Here is a 15,201-nt window from a genome sequence, read left to right on the forward strand (position 1 = left end):
TTATAGAAAAGGGGAATTGTTTTTTAACATAAAGCAAAAACCGATAGTGCCGAGGCACTACCGGTTTACAAGATGGCTCCGTCCGAAGACATTGCTCTATTTAACCCTAAGGGAGGGTCAACAATTATTTAGTGATTGTTGCGTTAACAATCACGTTACCTGCAGCATCAGCCAATGCAGCATCTTTGAACTCTACAGACAAGTTGTCAGTGAGTGCGAAGTTAGCAGCTGTTTCAACAGTAAGTTTGTTACCGTCTACAGTCAATGAAGCTGGCGTTACAGTGACACCGTTCACTTTAACGATGATTCCTGTAGTTGCTCCAGATACGTTTTCAGAGAATGATACTGTAAACTTGTTACTTGCTACAACATCGATCTTCGTAGCAACTGGTGCCACGTTTTCAGACAATGACAAGAGTTGTGAAACTTTCTCACCTTGAAGCGTGTTACCTGCAGTTGAAACAAGGTTCTTACCTTCGAAGACATACATTCCGTTAACAGCTACAGAACCAGCTGGCAATTTAACGTGAACTTTTTTCAAGCTGTCTACAAAGTTAAGTGTCGTTCCAGCAGGAAGCGCTTGGCCACCAAGCATGTAGTTAGAAGCTTGGAGCGCAGACGTAGTCATATCTTCGTTGAAAGTAACAACGAGTGTAGACTTATCTACTGCTACAGAACCTGTAACTGTCGCTTTGCTTTCTGGTGTAGCAGGAACGAATTTACCTGTAGTCAAGTTGAAGTACAACGTTGAAGCAAGTGCGTTACCTGAAAGATCTTTAACTGAGTCTTTAGCAATTGAGAATCCGTACGAAGTAGACTCATCGAGGTCAACCGGTACTTTAATTGTGTATGCTTCAGTACCTTCAATTTTACCGTTTCCATCTACATCGTATCCAGTTGATTCATTAACTGCTACTTTGATTGGTGTGCTTTGAATGATTCCGTTGATTGATGTGATGTTAAGATCACCGTTGAAATCAACTTTCTCATTGAAAGTAAGGTAGACAGCATCTAGATCAGTTGAGACTGCTTTGTTGTCAGCAACGAGGATTGCAGCAGAAGCACCAGTGAATGAAGGAGCTGTTGTGTCAGCTTGAATCAATCCAGAGAATGCGTAGTCGTCCCCTTTATTTCCAGCTTTATCTTCGTAACCAGAAACTTTGAATGAAGCATTCAAGAATGTTGCTGAACCAAGTGCAGCTTTAACGTCTGCAGTATACTTCGTTTTAACATCAGCATCTTGAACTAATGCGTAAGCTACGCCGTTTACTGTGAACGTACCAGTAGATTTAAGTTCTTCTGAGAAGTTAAGCGTTACTTTAGTTCCTGAAACAGAACCTGACGCAGTAGGCTTCACGCTGTCCACAACCGGTTTCGCAACTGTGAAGTTAAGTGCGATTGGGTTAGAAACGTTACCAGCAAAGTCTTTAACACCGACGAGGTCAACACGGTATGACTTCTCAGCAGTAAGACCAGAAAGCGTAAGTTTCTTACCGTCAGCCGAAAGTGAACCTGTAGTTTGAACACCGTTCAAGCTCACAACACCTGCAGACTGAACTGGTTCAGAGAACATGATTTCAGCAGTTGTACCTTCAGCTTTAACGCCCGATACAGAAGCAGCTGATTTATCAGCAGCAGAGAAGATCGCGTTGTATGCTGCAGTCAACACTTTAGCGTCAGCTTTAGTTTTGATTGGAGCAACAGTCAGTTTTGCGTTCGAGACTTTGAGCTCGTCAGCTGAAGTAAGTGTAAGAACCAATCCATCTTCAGAAAGAACTGCAGATGTGAATGCTTCTCCTTCAAGCGCTACTTTACCAGCGACGTCATCTTTGTGAACTGGCTTGTTGAAAGTAACTTGAAGTTCTTTTGCGTTGATCGCTTCTACGTTTTTAACCATAGCTGCTTCAACAGTGAAGTTTTGAAGATCAGATTTCACTTCGCCAGAAACGAGTTGGAACGAGTGTGTACCAACTGGGAATTGGCGTGAAACTGACAATTTGCCTTCTTTAGTTACAGTTGCTTCCGTCACGATTGGAGCTGAAGCAGTGTTTTTGTTAGCGTAGACGTGAAGTTCAACCTTTTCGTCTTCTTTAAGGTTTTTCACATCAGCGTTTACAGAAAGAACTTCTGTCGCTTGGTTAACTGAAGCAGAGATGTTTTCGAACTCAACTTCTCCAGCAACAACTGTGTAAGTCAAGAATGAAGTGATGCGGTTCCCGTTGTGGTTGTAAGAGATGAGAACTTTTTGCTCGCCTTCATCTTTCGTGTTGTAAGTTGAGCTCATTGTGAAGCGCTCAGGAGCTTGTGTGTAAACTTTTCCGTCGCGGTACATAACGCGGATTGATGGCTTCTCGAGTTCAGAACCAGCTTCTACTTCACCAAGATCTTGGTCAAGGATGTAGAGTGGGTAGTTACGAGCGTAAAGTTTCTTGATGTAAGTCTTTCCATCAGAACCTTGGCCTTTAACTGTTTGCCATTTGTTGATTGCAGTAACGAGGTATTTACCCCATTTGATCTCAACGCCAGCTGGTGTGTTGAGTGCGAGTGCTTCTTTGAACTTCCCGCCGAGTACAACCTCTGCTTTGAGTTCAACTGTTGAAGTTGATGCTTCTGCTGCCATTACTGGTGTAAGGGCTGCTGCCGTCACAGCAAGAGCTGCTGACGCTTTGACTAGCTTGAATGATTTCTTAGCCATCTTGTGTAAATCCTCCCTTTGGTTATGTTACGTGTTTGTCTCTACTCGTCTACGTCGACGCTCCCCCCGCTAAAGATCCCATATGTATACGCCGCTCATACGAATGACTTATGCAACTTGATCGTTTAGGTCTTGAGCTTCATCGAAACGGGTAGGTATTCTTTCAAGAGGTGACCCTTGAACAATTTACCAAGTATGAACTTGGAAAACCTTACATCCATAATATACATAACGCTTCCAGCTAGCACAAGCGTTTTTTTTCGCAAAAATGGGAATGATTTTGAATTTCTCGTTATTGGAGATTATTCAATATCGAATTTACCTATTTTATAAATGTCGAAATGCGTCGAAAAAGGGCGAATTCAAGCCATTTATCATTCATAAATTCATTTATATACATTATTTGTATATTTAAATGAATAATATGGATTTATGTATAATTTCCATGTCTATTTTTTGATTTAAACATTTATCGACTTTATTTAATCCTAAATTTTACATTGACCAAACTTTTAAAACCATTTCGAGGAAATCCCTGCTCGCCATCACTCCTCCATTAGACCTATCCACGAAATTCAAAAAAGCCGCAGGTGAATGATTCACCTACGGCTAGTAACATATTTCTTCTTATTAATATCCTGCGTATTGAAGCGACTGGATGAAGGCACGCTTCTCACCTGCGATCAACGCCCACTCCACATCATAGTCGTATCCTTCGATTGTGATGACGATCCGATTCTCTGGACGAACATGTTGTTTGACGAAAGCGATCATCTTCGCGCTCGGTTCAAACCAGTACGATTCTTCTACTGATCCGTCATCATATTCATAGTAATCGACATCCCACTCATCGATTGCTTCTGTATATGTCGCATTCCCTACACGGATGCGAAGCTTATTGAATCCAACCACATCTCCATCTTCTGTGTAGTTGCTTAGTAAGAACAACATATTCGATTTCGACGGGCGGTCAATGAAGAACGGTGCAAATGTCTCGTTGTAACGTGTCGAGCCGTCCCACGCGAATACTTCTTTATGGAGGACCGCGCGGAACTCCTCATTCGCCACACGATAGAAGTTGTTGAAAAGCGCGTGTTGAACCGTCAACGTCTCAGAAGCGCTGTAGTTACCAGCACCATCACGTACCGCGAGAGTCATCTTCTTACCGAGTGGTTGTTTTGGAATCGGAAGCACGAACTTCCCAGTCGACATGACCGGTGCTGAGTATGCTTTTCCGTCAATCGTTACGACAACTGTCGCGAGCGGTTCCGCTGTTCCTGCGATTCCGTTCGATGTCGTCGTCACGGCTTGTGTCAAACGAGCTTTTGCAGGTGCAACTTTGTCAGCAACGACCGTTGTTTGAACGAGTTCACTGAGTGCCCCACTCTTCGCTTTCGCTTGTGCTGATAAAGGCGTCCCTACTTTTTGAAGCGCAATCACGCGACGGTATTGCCCGTTCGCATCAAATGATCCGTTGAACGTGCTTCCTCCGACTGTCACCGTTACGCCCACTCCAGGTGTTCCTGTAACAACGATCGCACGTGCCGAGTTATCGACCGTGTTGATGACCGGTGCTTCCGGGCGTTGCTCTGGGTCTTCTGCGACCACGACACGTGTTTCTTCACTTACATTTCCGCTCGCATCGACGAGACGGACTGTGATCACGCGACCGACAGGCTGTGGTGACATCGTGAAAATCGCTTCTCCTGTTGAACGTACGACGCGCTCATATGTTTTGTTCGCGACGAGAATCTCCGCTTTCGTCCCGACTTCTCCTGTAATTTTCAATGAAGTCGACGTATGAAGCGGTGTTTCTACGACTGGTGCTTCTGGTGCCGTCGTATCGACGACCGTTTCATTCGTCTCTGCTGCAACGAATGTTGGAGCGAAACCGCCGAGAACGAGTGTCCCCGCTAAGAATAAAGATAAGTACTTTGGTTGTTTCATGAAAAGATATTCCTCCTAAATAATGTTTTCTTCAGACAACATCTTTATTTTAATGGATTATTTTAAAAATAGGTACATAATTTTCTATTTTTAATCATATTTTTTAAAAACACAAAAGGACTCCTTATTGAAAAGGAATCCCATTGTGTCGCGCTGTATGCATACTCGATTATATATTGAAGAATCGCATATGATTTTTCAGTAATTTCCTATTCTTATCGAACCGTGATCGTTGTGACCGGACTGACCTTCTTCGTCACATCCTCCACATGAACCATCAGGCGCTCGCCTTTCTTCAACACTCGTGTCTTCACGACATATGTGCCGTTCAACGTCACTTTTGACTTTCCGATGACTTGTTTCTTCTGGTCGCGAATGACGACCGTCATCCCAGCCTGAGCTTTACCTGTCACTTGTTTTGTCTTCGCACGCACGGCGTTCACCTGTGCCGTTTTCGGACGAAGTCCTTTCATGACAATGAGGCGCTCGTTCGTACTGAATTTACCATTTGTGTATAGAGCCGTCAGTACAGCCCCTTCTTGTTGAGGTGCGATCGACATTGTGACTGTACCATTTTTTGAAACGCCAGAACCGATACGCTTCGTTCCGTTATAGAGCGTAACGCGTGTCCCAGATTTGACTTTAGCCGAGAAAACTGGCGCATTGTCATAAATCCGATTCGGTTTCGGTGCGAGTTGAAGCATGGATTCAGCGCGATAGACGTCTACTTTCCCGTATCCGCTCACAACATCATAGTACGGAAGAAGTGGACGATCTAATTCATCGAGCACATACTGTAACCCGTCTTCCATTCGTGGGTCACGTGGTGCATCGCCACCCGAGAATGCGAGAGGTTGTGCCGTACGACGAAGGATCGAACGCGCCCCTTCGACCGTCATGTTCGGGTGCTGTGATTTCAAGAGAGCGACGGCAGCCGCGACGTGTGGTGTCGCCATGCTCGTCCCGTCCATATAGACAACGTTTCCATCTGGAACAAGACTCGCTACTTTAGAACCTGGTGCGACGACATCGACATCAATCCCATAGTTCGAGTAATCCGAGACGATCCCGAACGAGTTCGTCGCCCCGACTGAAATCGTGTATTTCGAAGAAGCCGGATAAGACACACGTGACTGTCCGTCATTTCCCGTCGCCGCCACGATGATGACACCACGGTCATGTGCATATTTCAACATGTATCCGAGTGTACGGCTCTCATTTCCACCGAGGCTCATGTTGATGACTTTCGCCCCAGCGTCGACCGCATATTTGATGCCGAGTGCGATTTGATCCGTATCCCCATAACCACCCGCATCGAGAACTTTCACAGGTAAAATCGAGACGTTCGGAACAATCCCACGCATCGAGACACCGTTGTCTCGGATGGCACCGATGACACCGGCGACATGCGTACCGTGACCATGGTCATCAATCGCGTCGCCTTCACCGTTCGGGTCGACAAAGTTCTTTGCGTTGGCGATATCGACCTTCCCTTGTAAATCGAGCAGACGATGGTCGACTCCTGTATCGAGAACGGCCACTTTCACAGCCCGACCAGGAAGTTTTAACGCTTCGTAGCGATCAAGACCAATCCCGGCATCTTGGAACGGCTTGAGAACCGATTTTGAGTTAATAGACCATTGATAATCGAGGCTTACGTCTGTCGCGAACGATTTGTACGTCTGGACCGGTTCGATGTATTCCACGTTCTGGTCTGATTCGAGTGTCGACTTCGCTTGTGCCTGCATCTTCGTAGAAGCTTCTTCTACATCGACGAGCGCAAAGTAATCCGATGGCGAACCGATCGCGATTCGCTCAGCTGAAACGTTATTCATGGCATTCATCTTGCCAAGGGACTTACTCGGTGACGATTTGTATTTGACGATATAACGCGGTGCGTCCTGACCGTCCGTTTGAATCGTCATGCCGATTTTCCCAAAGAGGTCTGATACGGGTGTTCCTGCGAGCGAGTCCATTTCGAGCGCTGTCGCGATTTCACCAATCTCACTTTGGAGCGCCGTCGGAACGCTTCCATCAACAAGTGCATGGAGACGTTTGATTGCCGCTGCATCTTGCGTCTTCAACGTGTAGTCCTTTTTGTCGACAAGCGCTGTCAACAATGGACGGAGTGTCTTCAAGTCTGTGAGTGCCGCTTTTCGTTTTTCTCCATCAAACGTGATCGCTTTGACGATGTAAGGCGAAGCACGGTAATAGAGGGCCGATAAGTCCCGACCTTCTTGTGATTTGCCGAGTACTTCTGACTGCACACGACGGATGAGTTTGAGCATCGAATCACGCTCTGGTGCCGGTTGTACGATTGATTCGACGGCACACATGTCACCACCGACTTCTTCGTACTTCACCGGAAGTTTAACCGGATTGACGACGAGCTTGATGTCTGAAGCGAACATCGAGAGATCCGGTGCTGGTGGCTCTCCCCCTTCTTCTGGTTCTCCTTCTGTCGGTTCCCCGCCTTCTGCTGGTTCTTCACCGACTGGCATGTCCTCTGCCGGAATATCCATCATCCCGTCACCGAGGTCCATCGGCATATACTCGACCTTGATGTAGTATGGACCTTCCCAAGCGAATGGGAACGGAATCTTGGCCGTCTGTTCTCCTTCTTCTTTCGTCGCACTCGCGCGATAGCGATCGAACGTCTCATCCTTCGCCGCCATTTCGGCGCTCGGATAAATGCTGATGTTCGCGAGTTTGGAAGATTCGAACGTGACTTCCATATGTGTCATCGTTGACGCGACACGTTCCATCTTGAACCAATACGTGTTGACCGGTTCGATTTCGGTCGTGAACTCGACCGCCTCTCCCGGATTGAGTAAGGTGGCCTCCTTCATGCCTTCCCCTTTATCGGCTGACACCGGTGGGAGGAATGACAGGACGAGGACGAGGATCGTCATCATCGCCACGAACTGCTTGAATCTCGTTTTCATAGTTTCCCCTCTTTCATTTCGTCTTGGAGTGTATGCTCCAAATCGTTCTACGGAATATATCGGTTAATGTTTCAAAAATGTAACAAAAATGTTTCGACAATGTTTCGACAAGTAAATCGGCTCAAAAAAAGACACCTCTTTTTCAAGAAGTGTCTACACATCATTCGTTGATCATCGTCGCTTGACCGCCTTGCCATAGCCAGTCATCGCCTTCTTTTATATACAGGTGGAGCGCCCAAAAGCGTCCTTCGTATGCATTCGTTCCTAGAATAAACCGTTCTTCGAGCAAGACTTTCACGATTGCGAGGTCCGTCGTCACGGTTTCATCGAACGTCACCGTTTCTTGGGCAATCCATTGAATCGCAGTCGGGTCGACGTATTGGTCGAGGAACGTCTCTTTATCAAACTGACGCCCGCTCGAGTCGACATACCGAAACGAGTCATGCATCAAGTCACGCATCGCGTCGAGGTCACCTGCGACTTGTTTCGCCGCACGGTCGTCAGAAAGTTGTTTCATGTTGAGTGTCTCCATCGGTGCACCTTCCTTTCAAAGTCCATCATAGCATAATTTATCTATTTTCAAATGTCTGTCGCGTTTTGAGTCTTGACAAGAAAGCTTCATCCCGTTAAAGTAACGATAACATTCATACGAACTCGCGATGAGAAAGAAGAGTAGCGCGAAGGGACGTCTTCAGAAAGCCGGTGGTCGATGCGAACCGGTGTCGTGCCTTGCGTGAATGGGCTTTTGAGCGTTCAGACCGACATGTAGGCTCTGACGGGTCCTCCCGTTATCGGGGACAGCGAATGATGGTTCGCGATGAGTGGGAAGACAAGGCGTCTTTCAACGAAGGTGGCAACACGGGGAATCTCCTCGTCCTTCATGTCCGATTGGGCATGTGGGACGGGGAGATTTTTTTTAGTTTAAGGAGGAGATTTCGATGCAACAACTGATCATCAATGGCGACGAATTGACACCGGTGGCAATCTTCCACCGTCTGCAAGGTGAACGTAAGGTCCTGCTTGAGAGTCGGGCGGAAGGCAAGCACGGACGCTATTCCATCATCGCGGCGAATCCGGTCGAGACAATCCAGGTTTATGGGAACGACGTGACAGATTCAACCGGCACTATCTATGCGGACGACCCGCTCCATGCTCTATCTGAACGTATCACACGTGAAGATATCACTGCACCGTATCCGTTCATCGGGGGTGCCGTCGGCTATATCGGCTACGACTTACTTCGCGTGTATGAACCGATCCCAAACACACCGACGGAGACGCGCGATTTACCGGACGCCCTCTTCCAGCGCTATGAGACGGTCGTCTTATACGACCATCTCGAAGAACAGGTCGTCTTGATCGATACGAGTGAGACGGATGCTACGATGCGACTCGAGTCCATCCGTGAACAACTCGAGACACCAGAGACACACGCCCTCGAACCGGTCGTCCGGACGAGCGAACAGCTTTTAACGACAAAAGATGAGTTCATCGACCGTGTCCTCCAGGCGAAAGAGGCGATTCTTGCAGGTGAAGTGTTCCAACTCGTCTTGTCGCAACGCATCGATGCGACGTTTACCGGTGACCCGTTCCACTTTTACCGGACGCTCCGAAAACAAAACCCGAGCCCGTACTTGTTCTATATCGACCTCGGGGAAGCGATCGTCCTCGGTGCCTCACCCGAGAGTCTCGTCCGAGTCGAAAATGGCATCGTGACGACGAACCCCATCGCCGGCACACGTCCACGAGGAAAGACGGTCGAAGAAGATATGCGTCACGCGGAGTCGCTGCTTCAGGACGAGAAGGAACTCGCCGAGCACCGGATGCTCCTCGACCTCGGACGCAACGATATCGGTCGTGTCGCTAAAGTCGGCACAGTCACGATCCCGAAACACATTGAGCTCGAACGGTTCAAAAATGTGATGCACCTCGTCTCCGAAGTCGAAGGTGAGCTTCGTGACGATGTGACGCCAATCGATGCGCTCCGCGCCTGTCTTCCGGCCGGTACCGTCTCGGGTGCCCCGAAGATTCGGGCGATGCAACTCATTGACGAGCTTGAGACGGTGAAGCGCGAAGTGTACGCCGGGGCAGTCGGTTATCTCGACGTCCGGGGCGGATTCGACTTTGCTCTCGCCATCCGGACGATGGTCATCCAAGGTGACACGGCCCACGTCCAAGCTGGTGCCGGCATTGTCTATGATTCGGACCCCGTATCAGAATACGAAGAAACGCTGCATAAAGCCAAATCCCTTTTGGAGGTGTTCGCATGATTCTCCTCATCGACAACTATGATTCGTTCACGTATAACGTCTATCAAGACGTCGCTCGATTCAGTGACGTCTGCGTCATTCGGAATGATGAACATACTATAGAAGAAATCCGTCGCATGAACCCGAGTGGGATCATCCTTTCCCCGGGTCCCGGTGGTCCAAAAGATGCCGGTGTCTCGCTTGTGGTCGTTCGACAATTGTCCGGGTACGTCCCAATCCTTGGGGTCTGTCTCGGTCATCAGGTCATCGCCGAGGCGTTCGGCGGGGTCGTCGGTCGGGCGAACGAGGTCATGCATGGGAAAGTGTCGCGCATCAATACGTCACCGAGCGTCTTATTCGAAGGCTTGTCGATGGATGTCATGCGCTACCACTCGCTCGTCGTACAAGAGACGGAACTGATTGTCACGGCGGAGACGACAGACGGTGTCATCATGGCACTCGAACATCCGAATCATCCGACGTATGGCGTCCAGTTCCATCCTGAGTCGATTGGTACACCAGATGGTCGCAGTATCTTCGAGCGATTCGTCCAGCTGTGCACGAAAAAACCGGGGCGAATGTCCCCGGTTTAAGTATCAGCTTAAAAAGTCTTCTCGTTGAAAATCATGTTTGTCAATCTTGATGTTGTCACAGGCTACTCCGTTTGTTCGGAGCACCTGAATCGTTTCACGCAACAACTCGTCACTGCCAACGACATAGAACAAAGCATCTTGATCGGCTGCCAACGCTTCAACTCGTTCATAATAGTCTTTCCGACTCGGTACGAACTCGGACGTGAAGTGTTCGTTTGATTCGAAGACGTCACTGAACAAATACGCCTTCGACGAATCGACGTTCAATGAATGGAGATGCGGGACGCCTTCCCCGTTCGCCAAATAGTCGAGGACGATTGGACGGAATGTCGCGAGACCGACACCCGCCGATAACAAGTAGACGTTCTTTCCGCTCCGTTCAAGCGGAACGTTCGAATGTGTCTTGAACAAGGCGACCTTGTCCCCCGGCACCATGTCGCGAAGGATGGATTTGAACGTCGAACATTCGGACTTGATGCGGGTCGTGATTCCGATTGCCCCTTCGTGCGGCAACGTCGAAATCGACATATGGCGGACGAGGCTTCGGTTCGGCTTGTCCCCGGCGTTAAATCCTTCGAGCGCGAGATGTGTATGCGCCCCTTCTTGCCACGTGAACTCAGGAGGTAACGCGAGATGGAACGTGTATGTATCGGGTGCTTCGTTTACGACTTTTGTGATGGGTGTCCAATCAATTTTCATATGAATTCTCCCTTTCGTTAATACACCGCAATCGGCCCATACGGCCCTTCGATGATTTCGAGTTTCGTCTCAAAAATATCCGATAAAATCTTGGCGTCCATGATTTCTTCGACCTTCCCGAATGCGGCAATCTGTCCATCTTTCATCGCACAGATCCGGTCCGAGTATTTCGCCGCGAAGTTGATGTCGTGAAGTACCGTGACGATCGTCCGACCAAATTCGTCCGCGACGTGGCGCAAATATTCCATCATCTGAACCGAACGAGCGATATCCAAGTTATTAAGCGGCTCATCGAGGAGGACGTATTCCGTCTCCTGACAGAGCACCATCGCCACATACGCACGCTGACGCTGCCCACCTGACAGTTCGTCGAGATAGCGATTCTCGAGAGCGGTTAAGTCGAGGAAGTCGATATATTTCGAGATGATGGCCTCGTCCTCTTTCGTCAATCTTCCTTTTGAGTACGGGAAGCGACCGAATCCGGCGAGTTGCCGGACCGTGAGCCGCGTCACGAAATGGTTCTCTTGACGAAGAATCGTGATGATTTTCGCCAAATCTTTAGACTTCGTGCTCGACACGTCCATCCCAGCGACTTGAATCTGTCCCTCATCTAAGTTGAGCAACCGTCCAATCATCATGAGCGTCGTCGATTTCCCTGCCCCGTTCGGTCCAATGAGTGAAGTGAACCCGGCTTTTGGGATGTCGAGCGTGAGCGGTCCGATGTGGACGTCATCTGTATACGATTTTTTGACTTGTTCGATTTGAATCATAGTGACCTCTTCCTTAGAATGACGGCCAAGAAGATGAGTCCGCCGAACAACTCGATGATGACGGAGACGACACTTGGCGTCTGGAATATGTGATACATGAAGAAATACGCGCTCGTCAGGACGAAGAACCCTAAGGCGAACGCCATCGGGAAGACGTATTTATGGTCATACGTCGAGGCGACCTGATAGCTGAGCGTTGCGACTAAAAATCCGAAGAACGTGAGCGGACCGATAAGTGCCGTCGACACCGACATGAGGAGTGAAATCAGGACGAGCGTATAGATGACGCTTCTCCGATGATTCACGCCGAACGTCGTCGCAACGTCCTTACCGAGTGCCACGATATTGAGTCGGTTAGAAAACAAGAACAACAATGTCCCAGCGATGACAACAATCGGAATGACGATTGGAAAGTAGGCCACGTCAGCATTCGTCACCGAACCGAACAGTCGTGCCTGCAAGATATCGAACTCGGACGGTGCGAGCATGCGGCGCATGAAAGACGATACCGAGTTCAGTCCCGTCCCGATGATAATCCCAATGAGCAACATGAGCTGAAGATTGGCATATTTCCCCGATAAGAGCCATCCGTATAAGAGAAGACTCATCGTCACCATGAGCCCTACTTGTGTCAAGAAGGCGCCTGTTCCCGAAAATCCAATAAGGGCCCCTGCCCCGAAGAAGAACACCATGCTCGTCTGGATCGTCGAGTAAAGTGCATCGAATCCGAGAAGCGACGGTGTGATGATCCGATTGTTCGTCACGGAATGAAACGCGACCGTCGCAAGGCTTTGGCACAGTGCCGCGATCAACATCGTCACAATGGCGACGATTCGACGTTCGACGACCGGCACGAATGACGGCGAGTCGATGGAGACCGGATTGTTGTAAAGGAGAAGACCGAGCGCGCACAAGAGTCCCCCGAGAATAAACGTACTTAAAAAGAGCCAGTAGCGCCGCGCCGCTCGTTTTGATTGAAACGCCGAAGCATGACGTTCTTCTGTCAATGCGCCGACTTTCATTTCAACGCCATCTCGTTCAATGACCGTACTCATCGAACCCCTCCCTTTTTACGTTGCCGCAATAAAATCATGATGAAGACGAACGCACCAACCGTTCCAAGAATAAGCGAGACCGGGAGTTCGAACGGCATGATGATTGTCCGCGAGATCAAGTCACTCACGAGAATCGCGCCCATTCCGACAAGACAGACCCACGGCAGATTGCTGCGTAAATCATCCCCGCGAAACATCGAAACGAGGTTCGGTACGATGAGACCAAGGAACGGTAAATTCCCGATGACCGTCGCCACGACCCCGACCGACAAGGCGATGAGCCCGGTCGCAATCATCATCAATTGGTTATAGTTCACGCCGAGACTCGTCGCGATGTCTTCCCCGAGCCCAGCTAGCGTCAAACGGTTCGCCAGTAGAAAGATAAGCACCGTCACGATGATGATGACCCATAAATATTCGTAACGTCCGATTTGTACCGAAGCGAATGAGCCGACGAACCAGCCTTCGATCGCCTGACTTGCGCGGAAGAACAAGCCAAGGAACGTCGAGATGGCTGAGATAACCGCCCCTAGCATGAGCCCGATAATCGGGACGATGAGCGACGAGCGGAGTTTGACCGAACGTAAGAACCAGAAGAACACCATCGTTCCGATGAAGGAAAAGACGATGGCCCCGGTCATGCGCATCATGAGGCTCGGTGCCGGAACGAGCAAGTACACGGTAAGTAAGCCTAGTCCTGCCCATTCGAGCGTCCCCGTCGTCGTCGGTTCGACGAGTCGGTTTTGGGTGATGAGCTGCATGACGAGTCCCGCCATCGCCATCGCCGCTCCCGTCAGCATGAGCGCGACCGTACGAGGAACGCGGGTGATCCAAAACATATCGAAGCCGTCTGTCCGTGATAAGTCATATACACCTGTAAAGAGCGACAGCACCGCCAAACCGAGGACGATGATGACGGTGACAACGAACGACTTCGTCCACAATTTAGAAAAGGAGGGCTGAGACATCGTCTCAACCCTGGCTGTCAACGGTTTTTGCATAACGAACCCTTACTTCTTGAGTGCTTCCGCGACACTGTTGAAGAATTCCGAATACGTTTGAATCGATTCGTTCAAGTACGTATCTTTCGGCGCGTAAACGATTTGGTCTTCTGTCACAGCCGTCGTCTTTTGAAGGGCAGGTGCGTTGTCGATGACATCTTCTGCCGGTACTGCTCCTTCTGCGTCACCGAGTGGCGCGTCACGGTCTAAGACGAACAACCAGTCCGGGTTGCTTTCTGCGATGGCTTCAACAGATACTTCATCGCCTTCATGGTCACCCGTTGTCTTCTCGACTTCAAGTGCCGGTACCCAACCAAAGATATCGTACATCGGTCCGAACACGCGTCCCGTCACCGGTGCTGAGAATCCAATGTCGCCGCCCGACACGATGACGGACATGATTGTGTCTTCTCCGTTATATGCTGCTTTTGCACCTTCGATTGACTTGTCGAGGTCAGCGACAATTTGTGCTGCATCTTCGTTCTTGTCAAAGATTTGACCGAGCGTGAGTGTCGTATCTTTCAATCCTTTAACCAAGATCTCACCCGGTGTCCCTGCATCTTCTGGGATTTCAATGTTCAAGTCGATGACCGCTGCTTCTGGTACCAACTTTTTGATATCTTCATAGTAATCCGCGAAACGTTGACCGACGATGACGACGTCCGGGTCCACTCCCGCAATCGCCTCTAAGTTCGGTTCAAAGTGCATACCGACGTCTGCGATGTCTTTGTCTGAGGCGTATGGTGACTCCGCTGGAAGGAGTCCGATTGGTGCCGCCACCAAGTCAATATCCCACGCTGCCAATGTTTCGAACGTACGGTTGTCAAGGGCGACGACTTTCTCCGGATTGACCGGTACCTCGATTGTGCCATGTGCATCCGTAATCTCGACTGTCTCTGTTTTTGTTGCACCGTCGACGTTCTCTTCTTGCTTCGTCTCACTCGTTCCGCCACATGCGGCGAGTACGAAGACGAGTAACGTCAACATGAGTGAAAGTTTAAATTTCCCCACTTCATCCATCTCCTCTGTATGTAAAGTTCAATGATTCTCATATCTGGAACGAGTCGCGCTGGTTATATATGTCTATTCTCACGCACTCATTTTCATTGATAATGATTATCATTGTCGTTTTCATCAAGTAGCATAGCAAACAAAATGTGGATGCGCAATGCCAATTTGACAAGATTCGGATAGGAAAATTTTTCTTTCTATAGACGCACGCACAAAAAAGAAAGTGGAGGTCCACT

11 protein-coding genes and 1 other annotated feature are annotated in these 15,201 nt (G+C 49.1%); of the genes, 2 read left to right on the forward strand and 9 right to left on the reverse strand.

Annotated features, from left to right (window positions below):
• Positions 1 to 124: 124 nt before the first annotated feature.
• The 4 genes from KNP62_RS05835 to KNP62_RS05850 all read right to left on the reverse strand — a co-directional run bounded on the left by KNP62_RS05835 (position 125) and on the right by KNP62_RS05850 (position 8,119).
• Positions 125 to 2,695, reverse strand: coding sequence for an Ig-like domain-containing protein (locus KNP62_RS05835; protein WP_214784218.1), 2,571 nt, complete (start codon positions 2,693 to 2,695; stop codon positions 125 to 127).
• 630 nt (positions 2,696 to 3,325) lie between these two features.
• The gene (locus tag KNP62_RS05840; RefSeq protein ID WP_214784221.1) at positions 3,326 to 4,642 is read right to left on the reverse strand and encodes an Ig-like domain-containing protein; all 1,317 of its coding nucleotides are present in this window, start codon (positions 4,640 to 4,642) and stop codon (positions 3,326 to 3,328) included.
• Between the two features lie 215 nt (positions 4,643 to 4,857).
• Positions 4,858 to 7,587 carry a S8 family peptidase gene (locus KNP62_RS05845; RefSeq protein WP_214784223.1) on the reverse strand — a complete coding sequence of 910 codons (2,730 nt, stop codon included), beginning with the start codon at positions 7,585 to 7,587 and terminating at the stop codon, positions 4,858 to 4,860.
• 160 nt (positions 7,588 to 7,747) lie between these two features.
• Complete coding sequence (locus KNP62_RS05850) at positions 7,748 to 8,119, reverse strand: nuclear transport factor 2 family protein (RefSeq protein WP_251125620.1); 372 nt, start codon at positions 8,117 to 8,119, stop codon at positions 7,748 to 7,750.
• Between the two features lie 118 nt (positions 8,120 to 8,237).
• Positions 8,238 to 8,469: a binding site (T-box leader), on the forward strand.
• A gap of 56 nt (positions 8,470 to 8,525) precedes the next feature.
• Here KNP62_RS05850 and trpE point away from each other — a divergent pair.
• On the forward strand, positions 8,526 to 9,857 hold the full coding sequence (gene trpE / locus KNP62_RS05855) for an anthranilate synthase component I (RefSeq protein ID WP_214784226.1): 1,332 nt from the start codon (positions 8,526 to 8,528) through the stop codon (positions 9,855 to 9,857).
• On the forward strand, positions 9,854 to 10,429 hold the full coding sequence (locus tag KNP62_RS05860; RefSeq protein ID WP_214784229.1) for an anthranilate synthase component II: 576 nt from the start codon (positions 9,854 to 9,856) through the stop codon (positions 10,427 to 10,429). Before trpE ends, KNP62_RS05860 begins: the two co-directional genes overlap by 4 nt.
• Before the next feature lie 3 nt (positions 10,430 to 10,432).
• On the opposite strand, the gene KNP62_RS05865 is transcribed toward KNP62_RS05860, so the two are convergent.
• From KNP62_RS05865 to KNP62_RS05885, 5 genes are read right to left on the reverse strand one after another with little or no spacing between them, the layout of a single operon-like run.
• A complete protein-coding gene (locus KNP62_RS05865; protein WP_214784231.1) occupies positions 10,433 to 11,128 on the reverse strand; it encodes a ferredoxin--NADP reductase in 696 nt (231 codons plus the stop codon).
• Positions 11,129 to 11,145: 17 nt separating this feature from the next.
• Positions 11,146 to 11,898 (reverse strand): iron ABC transporter ATP-binding protein, encoded by a 753-nt coding sequence (locus KNP62_RS05870; RefSeq protein WP_214744240.1) that lies wholly within the window; start codon positions 11,896 to 11,898, stop codon positions 11,146 to 11,148.
• Positions 11,895 to 12,953 carry an iron chelate uptake ABC transporter family permease subunit gene (locus tag KNP62_RS05875; RefSeq protein ID WP_214784234.1) on the reverse strand — a complete coding sequence of 353 codons (1,059 nt, stop codon included), beginning with the start codon at positions 12,951 to 12,953 and terminating at the stop codon, positions 11,895 to 11,897. The genes KNP62_RS05870 and KNP62_RS05875 overlap by 4 nt, the downstream gene beginning before the upstream one ends.
• Positions 12,950 to 13,954: an ABC transporter permease gene (locus tag KNP62_RS05880; protein ID WP_214784237.1), complete on the reverse strand. Its 1,005-nt coding sequence runs from the start codon at positions 13,952 to 13,954 to the stop codon at positions 12,950 to 12,952. Before KNP62_RS05880 ends, KNP62_RS05875 begins: the two co-directional genes overlap by 4 nt.
• Positions 13,955 to 13,963: 9 nt before the next feature.
• On the reverse strand, positions 13,964 to 14,974 hold the full coding sequence (locus KNP62_RS05885; RefSeq protein WP_214784240.1) for a siderophore ABC transporter substrate-binding protein: 1,011 nt from the start codon (positions 14,972 to 14,974) through the stop codon (positions 13,964 to 13,966).
• Positions 14,975 to 15,201 lie beyond the last annotated feature (227 nt).

It is taken from the genome of Exiguobacterium sp. s183, assembly GCF_018617655.1.
GTDB classification, from domain to species: Bacteria; Bacillota; Bacilli; order Exiguobacteriales; family Exiguobacteriaceae; genus Exiguobacterium; species Exiguobacterium aestuarii_A.

Bases quoted from the DNA above. Each gene is read 5' to 3' on its own strand.
- trpE (WP_214784226.1), top strand. From the start codon at position 8,526: ATGCAACAACTGATCATCAATGGCGACGAATTGACACCGGTGGCAATC.
- KNP62_RS05870 (WP_214744240.1), bottom strand. From the start codon at position 11,898: ATGATTCAAATCGAACAAGTCAAAAAATCGTATACAGATGACGTCCAC.
- KNP62_RS05835 (WP_214784218.1), bottom strand. From the start codon at position 2,695: ATGGCTAAGAAATCATTCAAGCTAGTCAAAGCGTCAGCAGCTCTTGCT.
- KNP62_RS05865 (WP_214784231.1), bottom strand. From the start codon at position 11,128: ATGAAAATTGATTGGACACCCATCACAAAAGTCGTAAACGAAGCACCC.
- KNP62_RS05885 (WP_214784240.1), bottom strand. From the start codon at position 14,974: ATGGATGAAGTGGGGAAATTTAAACTTTCACTCATGTTGACGTTACTC.
- KNP62_RS05860 (WP_214784229.1), top strand. From the start codon at position 9,854: ATGATTCTCCTCATCGACAACTATGATTCGTTCACGTATAACGTCTAT.
- KNP62_RS05840 (WP_214784221.1), bottom strand. From the start codon at position 4,642: ATGAAACAACCAAAGTACTTATCTTTATTCTTAGCGGGGACACTCGTT.
- KNP62_RS05850 (WP_251125620.1), bottom strand. From the start codon at position 8,119: ATGGAGACACTCAACATGAAACAACTTTCTGACGACCGTGCGGCGAAA.
- KNP62_RS05880 (WP_214784237.1), bottom strand. From the start codon at position 13,954: ATGCAAAAACCGTTGACAGCCAGGGTTGAGACGATGTCTCAGCCCTCC.
- KNP62_RS05845 (WP_214784223.1), bottom strand. From the start codon at position 7,587: ATGAAAACGAGATTCAAGCAGTTCGTGGCGATGATGACGATCCTCGTC.
- KNP62_RS05875 (WP_214784234.1), bottom strand. From the start codon at position 12,953: ATGAGTACGGTCATTGAACGAGATGGCGTTGAAATGAAAGTCGGCGCA.